The organism is Thermoanaerobaculia bacterium (assembly GCA_035717485.1).
GTDB lineage: Bacteria > Acidobacteriota > Thermoanaerobaculia > UBA5066 > DATFVB01 > DATFVB01.
The window spans coordinates 1-15,346 of record DASTIQ010000294.1; the positions used below are offsets into that span (position 1 = coordinate 1).

Genomic DNA, 15,346 nt, shown 5'->3' on the forward strand with positions numbered 1-15,346 from the left:
CTCTTCCCGGCTTCGGCGGAGCCCGCGCGTGAAACGCGGGCTCGCCGCCGCCCTCCTGCTCGCGGCGCCGCTCGGCGCGCGGACCTGGCGGGTGGCGCCGCGCGGCGCGGACTTCCCGATGATCGCGCCCGCCGTCGCGGCGGCCGCTCCCGGGGACACCATCCGCGTGTCCCCCGGGATCTACCGGGAGGACCTCTCGATCGCGAAGACCGTCGCGATCCGCGGAGAGGGGATGCCGGTGCTGATGGGCACCGGCGCCGGGACCGTGATCGACGTCGCCGCGCCGGGCTGCGAGATCCGGGGCCTGGCGATCGAGGAGAGCGGCACGGGGCTCGGCGGATCCATGGATGCCGGAATCCATCTCGGTTCCGACCGGAACGTCGTCGCGGGCAACCGCCTGAGGCGCGTCTTCTACGGCGTCGTGTCGGAAGGCGCGGACAACCGCATCGAAGGGAATTCGATCGAAGGGTTCTCGGCCGAGCCGTTCGGGCGCCGCGGCGACGGCGTGTATTTCTACCGGTCGCCGCGGGGACTCGTCGCCGACAACGCGATCCGCGGGATGCGCGACGCGATCTACCTCCAGTACGCGCCGGCGGCGCTCGTCTGCCGGAACACGGTGTCCGATTCCCGGTACGGCCTCCACGACATGTTCACCGACGGAGCGCAATTCGTCGACAACGTCTTCACGGGATGCTCCGTCGGCGCGAACGTCATGAACTGCCGGAAGGTCGAGATCCGGGGAAACCGTTTCCTTCGCAACCGGGGCGTCGCGTCGGCCGGCCTTTCCTTCAAGGAGTGCGACGACTCCCGGGTCGAGGAGAACGAGTTTTCCGACGATGCTCGCGCCGTGCAGATCGAGGGCTCGTCCCGGAACCGTTTCGCGGAAAACCGCTTCGCGTTCAACGACACGGCGGTGCAGCTGTTCGCTTCCGCGGAGGAGAACGTCTTCACCGGAAACGTCTTCGACGGTAACCTCACTCCCGTGGTCATCTCGGGCGGCTCCTCCTCGACGCGCTGGTCGGAGAAGGGGCGCGGCAACTGGTGGAGCGGCTATCGCGGGATCGATTTCGACGGCCGCGGCACGGGCCGCGAGCCGCAGCCGGTCGCCTCCGCCTTCTCCCGGATCGAGGGGAACAATCCGGCGGCGCGCCTCTTCCTCGCCTCGCCGGCGGCGGCGGCGCTCGATTTCGCGGCGTCCTCCGTCGATCCCGGCGAGGACGGATCGGTCGACCGCGCGCCTCTCGTGCGTCGGCCGAAGGAAGGCCGGGGCCGGCGGCGACTGGCGGGCTCGGGTGTCGTCGCCGTCGCGTTCGCGGGGGTCCTGGCCGCCCGCCGGCGGAGCGGGCGATGATCCTCTCGGTATCCGGCCTCGAGAAGTCGTTCGGGAAGCGCCGCGTGCTCGCGGGCGTAGACCTCGCCGTCGAGGCGGGCGAGTGCGTCGCGCTGGTCGGCGGAAACGGCTCGGGGAAGACGACGACCCTGCGGGCCATCGCCGGGCTCGCGCGGCCGGACGCCGGGCGGATCGAGATCTGCGGAATCGACGCGGTGAGCGACGGGCGCGCCGCGCGGCGGCACCTCTCGTATCTTCCCCAGCGGCCCGCCTTTCCGGGGACGCTCACCGTGCGCGAGACCGTCGAGCTCGTCGCCCGTCTTCGCGCGCTCTCGGCGTCCCGGGTCGACGAGGAGATCGAGCGCTGCGAGCTCTCTGAACTGGCCGGGGCGAACGTCGCGAACCTCTCCGGCGGAGAGCGGCAGCGCCTCGCGCTCGCCTGCGCGCTGCTCCCGGACGCGGAGCTCGCCCTGTTCGACGAGCCGTCGTCGAACCTCGACGCCCGGGCGACGGGAATCTTCCTGGCGCGCGCCCGGGAGATCACGGCGTCGGGCCGATCGCTCCTCTTCACGACGCACATTCCGGCGGACCTCGAGCACCTCGCCGGACGCGTCGTGTCGCTTTCCGACGGCCGGGTCCGGGAGAGCCGGCTGCGCGTGCTCGCCGGAGGCCAGGCGTGAGGCGGCTCGCCGCCGCGGCCGCCCTCTTCGTCGTCCTGGCCGGAGCCGCGGCGTGCGCCCGCCGAATCGCGCCCGAGCCCCTGCCGCTCGACCGTTACACCTGCGCCCGGTGCGGGATGATGATTTCGGAGATCGGCGATGCGGCCGAATACGTCTCCGAGCGGGAAGAGACCCGCTACTACGACGATCTCGGATGCGCGGCCGACGACGCCGGGCGCGTGCCGATCCGCGGAAGGTTCTTCGTTCGCGCGGACGGCGGATCGAAATGGATCGCCGCGGAGGACGCGTTCTTCGCGAAGACCGGGGAGCGGACGCCGATGGGACACGGGTTCTTCGCGTTCTCGACGGCGGCCCAGGCGAAGGCGAGAGACGCGCAGGGACGCGTGCGGCGGTGGGCCGATCTGGCCTCCGGCCCCGGGGAACGAAGGAACGGGAAGTGAGCTTCTCGACGGTTCGCGTCGTCGCCGCGGCGGAATTTTCCGCGGCCGTGCGGTTGAAGTGGATTCGCTGGTTCGCCGCCGCCTTCGCCCTTCTCGTCGTCGGGGCGGCGTGGGCGGCGGGCGCGATGTCGGAGATCTCCGGCGCCGAGAGCTTCGCGCGGACGACGGTCGCCCTCGTTCCCCTGACTCTCGTCCTCGTGCCGCTGACGGCCCTCCTGCTCGGCGTCACCGGCCAGTCGGGCGAGCCGGGCACCGAGGCGTTCTTCTTCGCCCAGCCGGTGACGCGCTTCGAGGTCGTCCTCGGAAAGTGGGCCGGCCAGACCGCGACGCTGGCGGCCGCGATCGGCCTCGGATTCGGCGCCGGAGCGCTCGTCGTCGCCGGAAGCGCCGGGGGAGAAGGGCTCCCGCGCTTCCTCTTCTTCGTCGGCGTCTCGGCGGTGCTCGGCGCGGTGTTCCTCGCGATCGCCGCGGCGATCGCGGCCGCGGTGTCGCGGCGGGCGACGGCCCTCGGGGTGGCCGCCTTCGCCTGGTTCTTCTTCGTGCTGCTCGAGGACTCGGCGGCGCTCGCGCTCGCCGGAATGCTGACGGGCCGCGTCGGCGCCCGGGCCCTCTTCCTCTCCGTTTTCGGGAATCCCGCGGCGGTCGCCCGGGTCCTCACCCTCTCGGTCGCCGGCACTCCCCACGTCCTCGGAGCGGCGGGGGACGCCTGGGCGTTCTTCCTCGGCGGGCCGGCCGCCGCCGGCGCGCTCGCCGGAGCGGCGCTCCTCGGCTGGGCGGCCGGATCGCTCGCCGGCGCCTCGGTGCTCATCGGAAGGCGGGACCTGTGATGCGGGTGCATCAGGGGATGGCGGACCCCCTGCCCTAGCATCAATGACAACAGCCGGCGGGTCCCCGGCCGGCCGCAGGAGGTCCTCGATGCGCGCTTTCGAGTCCCGGGAACCCTCGAGCTTCGGATTCCGCGAGATCCTGTACGCGAAGGCCGCCGGAGTCGCGCGAATCACGATCGACCGGCCGGCCCGATACAACGCGTACTCGACGGCGTGCCTGGAGGAGCTCGCGACGGCCCTCCGGGACGCGTCGTTCGACGACGCCGTCGGCGTGGTCGTGCTCACGGGCGCCGGAGACCGGGCGTTCTGCACCGGCGGCGACGTCAAGGAATACGCGGAGAAGTACATCGCCGCGCCGCGCGACTACTGGAAATACATGGCGCTCTTCCGCGCCTACATCGACGCGATCCTCTCGACCGGCAAGCCCGTGATCGCCCGCATCAACGGCGTGGCGGTCGGCGGCGGGAACGAGACCGTCCTCGCCTGCGATCTCGCGGTGATCGGCGAGCACGCGTCGGTCGGCCAGGTGGGGGTGCGCGTCGGATCGGTCGCGTGCGGGGGCGCGACCCAGTGGCTCTCCCTCGCGGCGGGAGACAAGCGCGCGCGGGAGATGCTCTTCACGAACCGCCAGATCGCCGCTCGCCAGGCGCTGGAGTGGGGGCTCGTCAACCGGGTCGCGCCGACGATCACCCGGGACGGGGCCTTCGTGGACGCTCCGTCGGGGGAGCAGATCGAGAAGGCGCGGAAAGGACAGGAGGGGTACGCGATCGACCTCTCCCGTCTCGACGAGGAGGTCGATGCGCTCGCGCGCGAGCTCCTGGCGACGTTCCCGGAATGCATGCGATACACGAAGCAGCAGGCGAACTTCTGGAAGGACCTCTCCTGGTCGCTGACCGTGCGCCACGCCCAGGACTGGCTGTCGCTGCATTACACGGACTACGAGCCGCTCGAGGGGATGACCGCCTTCGCGCAGAAGCGGCCCGTCGACTTCGCCGCGGTTCGCGCCCGCGCGACCCTGCCGGGAGGCTCTCCGGAAACGCCGTGGGGAGCGCACGTCGGCGCGTGTGCCTCCTGCGGAGCATCGGGTCTTCCCTCGGGCTTCCGCTTCTGCGGAGCGTGCGGCGCCGAAGTCGGGGCGCCGGCCGTGGTGCGGTGAGGAAGACGCCCGCGCGGTTTCGGGGCCGCGTCGCGCTCGTGACCGGGGGCGCCTCCGGAATCGGGCGCGCGTGCGCCGAGGCGCTCCGGAAGGCGGGGGCCGCGGTCGCGATCGTCGACCGCGATTCCCGCGCCCTCGCCCGGCTGCGCCGCCGCTTCGACGCCGAAGACCTCTACGACGGCGACGTCGCGGACCCGGCGCGCGTCCGCTCGATCGTCGCCGATCTGATCCGCCGCCGCGGGCGGCTCGACCATCTCGTTCTCGCCGCCGGGATCTGCCGGGATGCCGTCCTCTGGAAGATGACCGACGAGGAATGGAACGGCGTCATCGACGTCGACCTCGGCGGCGCGGCGCACTTCATCCGGGCGGCGGCGCCGGCGCTGCGGCGGCAGGGAAGCGGACGAATCGTGATCGTCTCGTCGATCAACGGCCGGCGCGGGAAATTCGGGCAGGCGAACTACGCGGCGGCGAAAGCGGGCCTCCTCGGACTGGCCCGGAGCGCCGCGCGGGAGCTCGCCGCTTCCGGGGTGACGGTCAACGTCGTCGAGCCCGGCTTCACGGAGACTCCGATGACCGCGCGCCTGCCCGAGGCGGTCCGGCAGCGCGCGCTGGCCGAGATTCCGCTCGGCCGCGCCGGAAGGGCGGAGGACGTGGCCGCCGCCGTCGGCTTCCTTCTCGGCGACTCGGCCTCCCACATCACGGGAGCCCGTCTGCCGGTCGACGGGGGACAGGGGATGGGCGCGTGAACGGATACGTCGGCTACGTTCTGGAGGCCGCGGGCGGGCCGCTTCGCCGGGTGGAGCGGGCGATCCCGGTCCCCGGTCCCGAAGAGGCGCTCGTGCGCGTCGCCGGGTGCGGCGTCTGTCACACCGACGCCGGGTTCCTGGAGGCCGGAGTGCGCACGCGCCACCCGCTGCCCCTCGTCCTCGGCCACGAGATCTCGGGATACGTCGAGGACGCGGGGAGCGCGTTTCGTTCGCTCGTGGGCCGCGCCGTCGTCGTGCCGGCCGTCATGCCGTGCGGGACCTGCGCGGAGTGCCGGGCCGGCCGTGCGACCGTCTGCGCCGCCCAGGTGATGCCCGGAAACGACCGCGACGGCGGTTTCGCGACGCACGTCGTCGTGCCGGCGGGCGCGCTGTGTCCGGTCCCGGGGGCATCCTCGGATCCCGACGCTCCGCTGGCGGGAAAGACCACTCTCCGGCACCTCTCGGTCGTCGCGGACGCCGTGTCGACCGCGTACCAGTCGGTGCTGCGGTCGGGAGCGGCCGCCGGGGACGCGGCGGTCGTCGTGGGGCTGGGAGGAGTCGGCGGCTACGCGGCGCAGATCGCTCGCGACCGCGGCGCGGCGGTGATCGCGATCGACGTCGATCCGGCGCGGCTCGAGGCCGCGCGCGACAAGGGCGCCGTCGACGCGATCGATCCTTCCGGACTCTCGGCGAAGGAGATCCGGGGGCGCGTGCAGGCCGCCGCGCGGAAGGCCGGCGCCGCGGCGGCCGGCTGGAAGATCTACGAGTGCTCCGGGACGGCGGCCGGGCAGACGACGGCTTTCGGACTCCTCGGCCCCGCAGCGACCCTGATGATCGTCGGCTTCACGCTCGACGCCGTTTCCGTCCGGCTTTCGAACCTGATGGCGTTCGACGCGAAGGCGGTGGGAAACTGGGGATGCGATCCGGCGCATTATCCGGAGATCGTCCGGCTGGTGCTCGAGGGGAGGATCGACGTGGTTTCGTCGACGGAAATGCGGTCTCTCTCTTCGGTGACCCGCGTCTTCGAGGATCTCCGCGAGCATCGGGTGTCGGGGCGCGTCGTGCTCGTTCCCGACGAGGGCCTCCGCGCTTGAGGGATCCCGTGCGTCTGGTTTCCGGGGAGGGCGGAGTCGGGCGGATCGTCCTCGACCGCCCTCCCGCGAACATCCTCGATCTCGAGACGTTCGCGGCGATCCGAAGCGCGATCGGGAAGATCGCGGCCGATCCGGACGTCCGAGCGCTCGTCTTCGAAGGCGCGGGGGCCAACTTCAGCTTCGGGGCGTCTGTCGCCGAGCACCTGCCCGAGCGGGTCGGCGAGCTCCTCCCCGCGTTCCGGTCCCTCCTCGTCGATCTCGAAGACTCGGGAATCCCGACCGCCTCGATCGTGCGGGGCCAGTGCCTCGGCGGGGGCCTCGAGCTCGCGGCGTGGTGCGGCCGGGTCTTCTGCGATCCGACGGCGCGGTTCGCCGTTCCCGAGATCCGGCTCGCGGTCTTCCCGCCGATCGCCGCGATCCTCCTTCCGTGGCGCATCGGCGGACCGGCGGCCACCCAGATGATCCTCTCCGGATCGGCCGTCGACGGAGAAACGGCGGCGCGCACGGGGCTCGCCGACGCGTGCGCCGCCGATCCCGAGGAGGCGTTCCGGGCCTGGTTCGAGGAGACGCTCGCGCCGAAGTCGGCCGTCGCTCTCCGCTTCGCGTCGAGAGCCGTCCGCCGGCCCCTCGCGCTCGCTCTCGCGGACGACCTGCCGGCCCTCGAGAAGGTCTATCTCGACGAGCTCATGGCGCGACGCGATCCCGTCGAGGGCCTCCGCGCGTTCCTGGAGAAACGCAAGCCCCGCTGGGAGAACCGTTGAACCGCGCGCCTTCGCCGGCGCCGACTCGCGTCGCCATCGTCGACTGGGCGGCGGAAACGGCCGGCGATCTCGACTTCTCGGCCGCGCGGGAATGGCTCGCGGAAGACCCGTCGCGCCGCGCCGCCGGCTATCTTCCCGTGTACGCCCCGCGCGAGGTGATCCGCGCCGCCGGAATGCTTCCGGTCGGCGTCCACGGGGGCGGCGACCGCCTCGAGATCATCCGCGGAGACGCGTTCTACCAGTCGTACATCTGCCACCTGCCGCGCTCCGTGATCGAGCTGGCCCAGTCGGGACGCCTCTCGATGCTGTCGGCGATGCTCTTCCCCTCGACGTGCGACGTGATCCGCAACCTTTCCGGCGTGTGGCGGCTCCTCTATCCCGAGCTCTACGTGCGGTATCTCGACCTGCCGCAGGTCCCGGAGCGCGCGATCGCCGCCGACTTCTGGGAATCGGAGCTGCGCTCCCTGTTCCTCGACCTGTGCGAGATCGCGGGCACGCGGCCGAGCCAGACTCGCCTCCGCCAGGAAATCCGCGTCGAAAACGAGCTGCGCGCGGTCATCGGCCGGCTCTACCGCCTCCGCCGCGACGCGCCCGAGAAGGTGCCGACCGAAGAACTCTACACGCTGCTGCGGGCGGGGGAAGTCGTTCCGGCGGGGATATTCCTCGCCAGGGCCCGGGACTATCTCGCGGCCGCCGAGGCGGAGCCCGGCCGCAAGCGCGACCGCGTGCGGGTCGTCGTCGCCGGCGCGTTCTGCGAGCCTCCGCCGCTCGGCCTCATCAAGACGATCGAGCGCGCGGGGTGTTCGATCGTCGACGACGACTTCCTTCTGGGAAACCGCCTCGTCGCCGAGGAGGTTCCGTCCGACGGCGATCCGATCCGCGAGCTCGCCGAGGCGTTCGTGCGCTCGGCCCGAAAGACGTCGATCCTCTACGAGGGGCGGGCCGAGGGGAAGCGCGAGCTGATCGCGCGCCGCGTGGCGGACGCCCGCGCGGACGGCGTCATCTTCGCGTCGGCGAGCTTCTGCGATCCCGCCCTCCTCGACCGGCCGATGCTCCGCGCCGGAGCGGAAGCGGCCGGCGTTCCGTCGATCGCGTTCAAGTTCGCGGAGAACACGGGCCAGTTCCAGCAGTTCCGGGAGCTCGCCGGGACCTTCGCGGACTCGATCAAGCTGTGGGGGAAGACATGACCGAGATCGCCAAGGATCGTTCCATGGAGATCCAGAAGGAGATGCTCGCCGACCACTACCGGCGCCTCGAGGACGCGCCGAAATCGGGCGAGCCGGTCGTCTACACGTTCGTTCCCGGAAACCTGAACGAGCTCGTGCGCTCCTTCGACGCGCTCCCGGTCTTCCCCGAGATCAACGCGCTCCAGTCCGCGATGCGCGGGAAGAGCGCGGGCTACATCGCGACGGCGGAGAAGGCGGGCCATTCCGAGGACGTCTGCTCGTACGTCAAATGCGACGTGGGGATGGCGCGCTCCGGGAACGTCGGCCCGACCGGGACCCGTCTGCCGCGGCCCGACCTCCTCCTCCTCTCCTACACGGGGTGCTACACGTTCATGAAGTGGTTCGAGCTCCTGCGCGAGGAATACGACTGCCCGGTCGTCTTCGTCCAGGTGCCGTACCAGGGGGACGGGTCGATCACGCCCGGGCATCGCGCGTACGTCGCGCGGCAGATCCGCGAGACCGTGATCCCGGCGCTCGAGCGGCTGACGGGGAAGCCGTACGACGAGGGACGCCTCCGGGAGAGCCTCGCCCGGAGCGCGCGCGCCGAGGAGGACCTCGTCGCGGTGTTCGAGTCGGCGATGCGGAGGCCGAGCCCGATCGACGCCTACTTCGGCGCCGTCTATTACGTCGGCCCGATCTTCTCGGCGTTCCGCGGCACGGAAGAGGGTGCCGAGTACTACCGCACGCTCCGCGAAGAGGTGGAGGAGCGCGCACGGCAGGGGCTCGGTCCCTCGACTCCCTCGGGCGTGCTCACCCGGCAGAAATATCGCCTCGTCGTCGAAGGACCGCCGAACTGGACGCACTTCCGCGATTTCTGGAAGCTCTTCTCGGACGAGGGCGCCGTCGTCGTCGCGTCGACGTATTCGAAAGTCGGCGGGACGTACGACTTCGGGTTCCGCCACGACATGGAGGACCCGCTCGGGACGCTGGCCGACTACTGCGGCGGCTGCTACACGAATATCGACCTTCCGGGAAGGGTGAGGATGCTCGCGGACTACGTGGAGCGCTATTCGGCGGACGGGTTCGTCATCCATTCGGTCAAGTCGTGCAACTCGTTCTCGGCGGGGCAGCTCACGATCCTCCGCGAAGTCGAGAAGCGCACGGGCGTGCCCGGAGCGTTCTTCGAATCCGACCTGGTCGATCCGCGCTACTTCTCTCCGGCGAACCTGAAGAACCGCCTCGAGAGCTATCTCCAGATGATCGAAGCCCGACGCGGAGCGGCGGCGCGATGAAGAGGAGACGGCGATCGCCATGAAGACATTCGTCGGGATCGATCTCGGCTCCACGACGACGAAGGCGGTCGTCCTCGACGAAGAGGGCGCCGTCCTCGGACGCGGGATCACGAACTCCCGGTCGAACTACGACCTCGCGGCGGAAGTCGCGCGGACGGAAGCGTTCGTCTCGGCCCGCTTTTCGCTGCTCCGCGCCGGCGTCGAGCGGGCGGCCGGGCCGGCCGCTCTCGACCGCCTCCTCCGGGCCTTCCGGCTCGAGCAGAGGCTCGTCCAGTGGGCGCGCCTCCGTCAGTGGATCGAGGCGAGCGCGCCGCGAGCCGCGCCGGCCTCGCTCCAGTCCGCGCTCGCCGCGACCCTCGAGGAACTCTTCGCGCGGCTCGTCGCCGAGGAAGAGGAACGCTTCCGCGGGGACGAGGCGGCCGACCGCTCCGACTTCTTCCGGGACGCCGCCGGCTCCGCTTACGCGCGGGTCGCGCAGGAGATCGCCGACCCCCGCGGGGTCACGTGCGATCTCCTCATCGGGCTTTACGACCACAGCATCATCGCGGTGGAGAACGAGCCGCTCGACCTCGGCTTCCCGAATCACATCCGGGCCGCGCTCGCGCGCTGCGAAGGTGCGCCCGGCGTCGCGGAAGCCGCCCAGGCCGCGGCTTCCGCGGACCTCGAGATCGCCGCGAGCGTCGGGACGGGATACGGGCGGGCCCGCCTGCCTTTCCCGAAGGAGCAGATCCGTTCCGAGATCCTGTGCCACGGGCTCGGCGCGCACGCCATGTTTCCCGCGACCCGGACCGTCCTCGACATCGGAGGGCAGGACACGAAGGCGATCCAGGTCGACGGCGACGGCCTCGTCACGTCGTTCCAGATGAACGACCGGTGCGCCGCGGGGTGCGGGAGATACCTCGGCTACATCGCCGACGAGATGAACATGGGCCTTCACGAGCTCGGGCCGCTCGCGCTCGAAAGCCGCGCGCCCGTGCGGATCAACTCGACCTGCACCGTTTTCGCCGGAGCGGAGCTCCGCGAGCGTCTCTCCCTCGGCGAGCGGCGCGAAGACATCCTCGCGGGCCTGCACCGCGCGGTGATCCTGCGGGCGATGAGCCTCGTCGCGCGGTCGGGCGGAATCGCGGACGAGTTCACGTTCACCGGCGGCGTCGCGAAGAACCCCGCGGCCGTGCTCGCTCTCCGGAACCTCGTCGCCGAGAACTACGGAGAGCGCCGGATCAACATCTCCGCCGACAGCATCTACACGGGGGCGCTCGGCGCGGCCCTCTTCGCGCGGAGGGCCGCGTGACCACGGCCGGGATCGACGTCGGCAGCAGCGCCGTCAAGGCGGTCGTTCTCGAGAAGTCCGGCGAAGCGTTCTCCGTCCTTTCGCATGTCGAGGCGCGGATCCGAAAACGGGAGGTGGGCCGGGTCGTCCGGGAGACGTTCGACGCGGCCTGCGAGGCCGCCGGGATACGGGACTTGCACTACGTCGCGACGACGGGCGAAGGGGAGGAGACGCCGTTCGCGACCGGGCACTTCTTCGGGATGACGACCCACGCGCGGGGCGCTCTGTTCCTCGAGCCCCGGGCGCGGGCCGTCCTCGATCTCGGCGCGCTCCATGCGCGCGCGATGGCGGTCGATCCATCCGGGCGCGTCCTCGCTTCGAAGATGACCAGCCAGTGCGCGTCGGGATCGGGGCAGTTCCTCGAGAACATCGCCCGGTACCTCGGGGTTTCGCTCACGGAGGTCGGCGCGCTTTCGCTCTCCGCCGGGCGCGGGGAAACGGTGAGCTCGATCTGCGCGGTGCTCGCGGAAACCGACGTCATCAACATGGTCTCGCGCGGCATTCCGACGGCGGAGATCCTGCGCGGCATCCACGAGAGCATGGCGGGACGGCTCGCCCGCCTCCTCCAGACGCTCGCGGTCTCCGGCGTCGTCTTCGTCACCGGGGGACTCGCCGCGGACGACGGGCTCGTCGGCGCGCTCGCGCGCGCGCTCGCGTCCGGCGCCGCGGACGGCGCGGCTCCCGTCCCGGTGCGCCACGCGCTCAGCGCGTTCGCCGGGGCGATCGGCGCGGCGATCTGGGGGGAATACCGGTATCGCAAGATCGGCCAGGAGGGATATTCATGGACAGCAGCAGCGACGGCGTGAGCGTTCGCCTCCTCACGGAGGGGGATCTCGAGCGCCTGGTGCGGATGGACGAACGGCTGACCGGCCGAAATCGGCGGCTCTGGTACGAACGGAAGCTGCGCCGCGCGCTCCAGGAGACCGATATCCGGATCTCGCTCGGCGTGGAGCGCGACGGCACCCTCGTGGGCGCGCTCCTCGGCTCGCTCCTGTACGGCGAATTCGGGCAGCCCGAGCCGGCGGCGCAGATCGATACCATCCTCGTCGACGAGGCGTTCGCCGGGCGCGGGATCGGGACGGCGCTCGTCGATCAGCTGCTCCGGAACCTCCGCGCGCTCGGGATCGAGCGCGTCCGGACCGAGGTCGGATGGGAGGAACACGACCTGTCCCGCTTCCTCGCCCGGCGGGGGTTCGCGCCCCTGCCCCGGCTGGTCCTGGAAGCGAGCGTCGTGGCTCCGCCGGACCGGGAGACGTCGACGGAACGCGAGACCGCCGCCCGCTGAGAGGGGGGCGCCGCGCCGGCTACGTCCGGAAGGCCTGGATCTCCCGCACGAGCCGATCCGCGCCGTCGGAACCGAGCGCCGCGTCGGTCATCGGGTAGAGGATCTCCTCCTCCTTCTGGTTGTGCTCTCCGAGGACCCATGCGAGCGAGCGGCGGCGCCCGATGGGGGAGGCCGACGGGTCGCGGATCTCGCGGGCGATGTCCGCCAGGAGCGCCCCGATGATCCGGTGCTCCTCGCGCATGACCGACGTCGGTCCGGCGCCCGCCGGATGGCCGGTGGCGTTCTCGAAGGCGGGAAAGAGAATCGCCTCTTCGAACCCGATGTGGCGGCCGAGCCCGCGCGCGAACGTCTCGAACAGCCGCGACGCCTCCTCCCGTTCGCCGCGGTCCAGCGCGGCGAACGCGCTTCTCTCGATCGCGTCCAGACGGTCGTGGTCCCACGCGAGCGCGTCCGAGACCGTCCGGCGGCGGCCGGCGTCCTCGAAGCGCCGGGTGACGGTCGTGCGCCACGAGGCGGGTCCGGCGAGGTCCGGCGACCATTCGAATCGGCCCGGGCGCTGCTCCTGGAGATCCGCCAGCTCCCGGGCGGGCTCGCTCTCCGTCTCGAGGGTCAGACTCTCGCCGGGAGCGAGCGCGTCGAACCGCGACAGGAGGTCGCTCGACGGGGGAGTTTCGAAGGTTCGCGGTTGCCGCTCGATGTCGCGCCGGGTTTCGGTTTCCATGGGTTCCCTCCTGGGCCGCAGGATCGCGCGAAAGGAAACCGGCCGGTATGACCGCGATCATGCGGCCGGCGGATCCCTCAGGCGGTCGCGAGATCGGCGGACGGGAGGAATCGCGGCGGGCGGCGGTGGCGCGTCGCCTGCTCGAAGGCGAGCGCGTACGAGAGGAGCCGGGTCTCGCTCCAGGCGGGGCCGAAGAACGAGAGGCCCACGGGAAGCCCGAAGACGAAACCCATCGGAACGGTGACGTGGGGATATCCCGCGACGGCGGGTACCGTCGAATTCCCCCAGGCCGAGCCGTCGCCGTTGACGAGATCCGTCAACCAGGCCGGACCGCCGGTCGCGGAAACGAGCGCGTCGAGACGCTCCTTCTGAACGATGGCGTCGATCCCTTTCGCCCGGGCGTTCTGGACGTCCGCGGCGAGAGCGTCCTGGTAGGCCTTCTCGGTGAGCGGTCCCTTCGCTTCGGCCCGCTCGAAGAGCTCCTGCTCGAAGTAGGGCATCTCCCGGTCGCGGTGCTTCCGGTTGAACGCGATGAGATCGGCGAGGGTCCGCGCCGGCGCGGAGGGGCCGAGAGCGGCGAGGTAGGCATTGACGTCCGCCTTGAACTCGTAGAGCAGCACCTCGATCTCCGTCTTGCCGAAATCGTCCACCGTCTCGATGTCGGCGGGATCGACGACTACGGCGCCGAGGTCCTTGAGCAGGGCGACCGCCGCATCGGCGACCCGGTCCGTCGCCGCGTTGTTGCCGGAGATCGATTTCCGGACGACCCCCAGGCGCGCTCCGCGGATCGCAGAGGCGTCGAGGGCGGTGAGCGCCTCCGCGCGGAAGGGCGGCGCCGTTCGCGTCGCCGGGTCTGCCGGATCGGCGCCCGCGATCGCCGACAGGAGGATCGCCGCGTCGCGGACGGTCCGGGCCATCGGCCCCGCCGTGTCCTGGCTGTGCGCGATCGGGACGATCCCGGCGCGCGAGACGAGTCCGAGCGTCGGCTTGACTCCGACGATCCCGCAGGCGCTCGACGGGGAAACGATCGAGCCGTCCGTCTCCGTGCCGATGGCGGCCGCCGCGAGATTCGCCGCGACCGCCGCACCCGATCCGGAGCTCGAGCCGGACGGGTTGCGGTCGAGCGCGTACGGGTTGCGGCATTGTCCCCCGCGGGCGCTCCAGCCGCTCGAGGAATGCGTCGACCGGAAATTCGCCCATTCGGAGAGGTTCGTCTTCCCGAGGATCACGGCGCCGGCCGCGCGCAGCCGGCGCGCGACGAAGCTGTCCTCCTTCGGGGCGACGCCTTCGAGGGCGAGCGATCCGGCGGCCGTCGACATCCGGTCCGCGGTCCCGACGTTGTCCTTGATCAGGACCGGGATTCCGTGCAGCGGGCCCCGGGATCCCTTCTCGCGGCGTTCCCGGTCGAGCGCGGCGGCGATGGACAGAGCGTCGGGATTGATCTCCAGGACGGAGTGGAGCGCCGGGCCCGTGCGGTCGAGCGTCTGGATTCGCGCCAGGTACTTCTCCGCGAGCGAGCGGGCAGTCTCCTCGCCCGACGTCATCTTCGCGGCGAGATCCGCGATCGTCGCCTCCTCGAGCGGAAACGCCGGCGGCGGCGTTGGCGGAGCCGGTGCGGACCCGGCCGGGAGCGGCAGCGCCGCGGCCGCGGCTCCCGCGGCTCCGTAGCGAAGGAGGGATCGCCGCGAGAGCCCGGACCCGCCGCTCACGGCCGTTCGACCCGGCGCTCTTCCGGAAGGAGGATCATCGCGACGTGTCGGAAGTTTCCTGGGCCGTCGTGACCGTGAACTTCCGGAAATCGGAATATTCGAAGACGGTGCGGTCCCGGACGGCCCCGGACGATCGGCGCTCGTGGATCGCGACGTACCGACGGGGGAGCGCGATCTCCCCGGCCGCCGCCGGAGGGGAAAACTCCATCGTCACCCGCAGCCGGCTCTCCCGGCTCGCCCAGTCGAGCTCGAGGCGGGCGGGCGAGACGCCGTCGGCAGCGAGGTCCAGCGTTCCGGTCGGATAGTTCCGCGCGGATGCCGGGTCGAAGAGGTCCTCGGGAATTCCGAGTCCGCGCACCTGGCGGAAGGACCAGCGCTTCCCCTTCTTCGACCATTCGAAGTCGTCGACGATCTCCGGCCCGAACGCGAGGAGCGTGAGCGTCAGATTGTGCCAGTAGCATCCCGGAAACGAGTGCTCGCGGGCGAGATCGACGATGCTGCGGCGCTCCGCGGCGGCGCTCGGCTGGCGGAGCCGGAAGAAGTCCTGGATCTGGCGGTCGGCGTCCAGAGGCTTCCCGTCGACCGACCGGATGAACCGGAATTCCCAGAGCGAGGAGGGATCCTCCCCGAGATGCGCGACCTGGAAATCGGAAAGGAGCACCTGGTGTCGGAACACCGTCGCGTTCTCCTCCCGCATGACGTCCTGACTGATCCGCTCGCGGGCGACGTAGTCCTCGAGCTTCGCGAAATAGGGGGGGATCGCGCGGGAAAACGCGGCGATCTCGGGCGGGACCGGGTTCCCCCGGAGC

General features: G+C 71.4%; 16 protein-coding genes. 13 read left to right on the top strand and 3 right to left on the bottom strand.

Features of this window, described 5'->3' with window-relative positions; genetic code table 11:
- The first annotated feature begins 28 nt into the window (after nucleotides 1–28).
- From nosD to VFS34_15440, 13 genes are all read left to right on the top strand, one after another.
- Entirely contained in the window at nucleotides 29–1,351 is a 1,323-nt protein-coding gene (gene nosD, locus VFS34_15380; protein HET9795834.1) for a nitrous oxide reductase family maturation protein NosD, read from the top strand.
- Nucleotides 1,348–2,010: an ABC transporter ATP-binding protein gene (locus VFS34_15385; protein ID HET9795835.1), complete on the top strand. Its 663-nt coding sequence runs from the start codon at nucleotides 1,348–1,350 to the stop codon at nucleotides 2,008–2,010. Before nosD ends, VFS34_15385 begins: the two co-directional genes overlap by 4 nt.
- Nucleotides 2,007–2,450 carry a hypothetical protein gene (locus tag VFS34_15390; protein HET9795836.1) on the top strand — a complete coding sequence of 148 codons (444 nt, stop codon included), beginning with the start codon at nucleotides 2,007–2,009 and terminating at the stop codon, nucleotides 2,448–2,450. The genes VFS34_15385 and VFS34_15390 overlap by 4 nt, the downstream gene beginning before the upstream one ends.
- Entirely contained in the window at nucleotides 2,447–3,277 is an 831-nt protein-coding gene (locus tag VFS34_15395; protein HET9795837.1) for an ABC transporter permease, read from the top strand. Before VFS34_15390 ends, VFS34_15395 begins: the two co-directional genes overlap by 4 nt.
- 88 nt (nucleotides 3,278–3,365) lie before the next feature.
- Nucleotides 3,366–4,433, top strand: a complete 1,068-nt coding sequence (locus VFS34_15400; protein HET9795838.1) for an enoyl-CoA hydratase-related protein — start codon at nucleotides 3,366–3,368, stop codon at nucleotides 4,431–4,433.
- Nucleotides 4,430–5,179, top strand: a complete 750-nt coding sequence (gene fabG, locus VFS34_15405; protein ID HET9795839.1) for a 3-oxoacyl-ACP reductase FabG — start codon at nucleotides 4,430–4,432, stop codon at nucleotides 5,177–5,179. Before VFS34_15400 ends, fabG begins: the two co-directional genes overlap by 4 nt.
- Nucleotides 5,176–6,273 carry a 6-hydroxycyclohex-1-ene-1-carbonyl-CoA dehydrogenase gene (gene had / locus VFS34_15410; GenBank protein HET9795840.1) on the top strand — a complete coding sequence of 366 codons (1,098 nt, stop codon included), beginning with the start codon at nucleotides 5,176–5,178 and terminating at the stop codon, nucleotides 6,271–6,273. The genes fabG and had overlap by 4 nt, the downstream gene beginning before the upstream one ends.
- Nucleotides 6,270–7,034 carry an enoyl-CoA hydratase/isomerase family protein gene (locus tag VFS34_15415; protein HET9795841.1) on the top strand — a complete coding sequence of 255 codons (765 nt, stop codon included), beginning with the start codon at nucleotides 6,270–6,272 and terminating at the stop codon, nucleotides 7,032–7,034. Before had ends, VFS34_15415 begins: the two co-directional genes overlap by 4 nt.
- A complete protein-coding gene (gene bcrC / locus VFS34_15420; GenBank protein ID HET9795842.1) occupies nucleotides 7,031–8,221 on the top strand; it encodes a benzoyl-CoA reductase subunit C in 1,191 nt (396 codons plus the stop codon). Before VFS34_15415 ends, bcrC begins: the two co-directional genes overlap by 4 nt.
- Nucleotides 8,218–9,492: a benzoyl-CoA reductase subunit B gene (gene bcrB / locus VFS34_15425; protein HET9795843.1), complete on the top strand. Its 1,275-nt coding sequence runs from the start codon at nucleotides 8,218–8,220 to the stop codon at nucleotides 9,490–9,492. Before bcrC ends, bcrB begins: the two co-directional genes overlap by 4 nt.
- A 19-nt stretch (nucleotides 9,493–9,511) precedes the next feature.
- Nucleotides 9,512–10,783, top strand: coding sequence for a BadF/BadG/BcrA/BcrD ATPase family protein (locus VFS34_15430; GenBank protein HET9795844.1), 1,272 nt, complete (start codon nucleotides 9,512–9,514; stop codon nucleotides 10,781–10,783).
- Nucleotides 10,780–11,628: a benzoyl-CoA reductase subunit D gene (gene bcrD, locus VFS34_15435; protein HET9795845.1), complete on the top strand. Its 849-nt coding sequence runs from the start codon at nucleotides 10,780–10,782 to the stop codon at nucleotides 11,626–11,628. Before VFS34_15430 ends, bcrD begins: the two co-directional genes overlap by 4 nt.
- Entirely contained in the window at nucleotides 11,604–12,107 is a 504-nt protein-coding gene (locus tag VFS34_15440) for a GNAT family N-acetyltransferase (GenBank protein ID HET9795846.1), read from the top strand. The genes bcrD and VFS34_15440 overlap by 25 nt, the downstream gene beginning before the upstream one ends.
- Before the next feature lie 19 nt (nucleotides 12,108–12,126).
- Here the strand turns inward: VFS34_15440 and VFS34_15445 are convergent, their stop codons facing one another.
- The 3 genes from VFS34_15445 to VFS34_15455 form a co-directional block, all read right to left on the bottom strand.
- Complete coding sequence (locus VFS34_15445) at nucleotides 12,127–12,828, bottom strand: hemerythrin domain-containing protein (GenBank protein HET9795847.1); 702 nt, start codon at nucleotides 12,826–12,828, stop codon at nucleotides 12,127–12,129.
- Nucleotides 12,829–12,905: 77 nt separating this feature from the next.
- A complete protein-coding gene (locus VFS34_15450; protein HET9795848.1) occupies nucleotides 12,906–14,537 on the bottom strand; it encodes an amidase in 1,632 nt (543 codons plus the stop codon).
- Nucleotides 14,538–14,571: 34 nt separating this feature from the next.
- Nucleotides 14,572–15,346: hypothetical protein (locus VFS34_15455; GenBank protein ID HET9795849.1), on the bottom strand; the 775-nt coding region annotated here is incomplete at its 5' end.

What these genes read in the sequence shown, in the direction of transcription:
- VFS34_15385 (HET9795835.1), top strand. Translation starts at nt 1,348, where the DNA reads ATGATCCTCTCGGTATCCGGCCTCGAGAAGTCGTTCGGGAAGCGCCGC.
- VFS34_15400 (HET9795838.1), top strand. Translation starts at nt 3,366, where the DNA reads ATGCGCGCTTTCGAGTCCCGGGAACCCTCGAGCTTCGGATTCCGCGAG.
- bcrB (HET9795843.1), top strand. Translation starts at nt 8,218, where the DNA reads ATGACCGAGATCGCCAAGGATCGTTCCATGGAGATCCAGAAGGAGATG.
- VFS34_15430 (HET9795844.1), top strand. Translation starts at nt 9,512, where the DNA reads ATGAAGACATTCGTCGGGATCGATCTCGGCTCCACGACGACGAAGGCG.
- VFS34_15440 (HET9795846.1), top strand. Translation starts at nt 11,604, where the DNA reads ATGGACAGCAGCAGCGACGGCGTGAGCGTTCGCCTCCTCACGGAGGGG.
- VFS34_15445 (HET9795847.1), bottom strand. Translation starts at nt 12,828, where the DNA reads ATGGAAACCGAAACCCGGCGCGACATCGAGCGGCAACCGCGAACCTTC.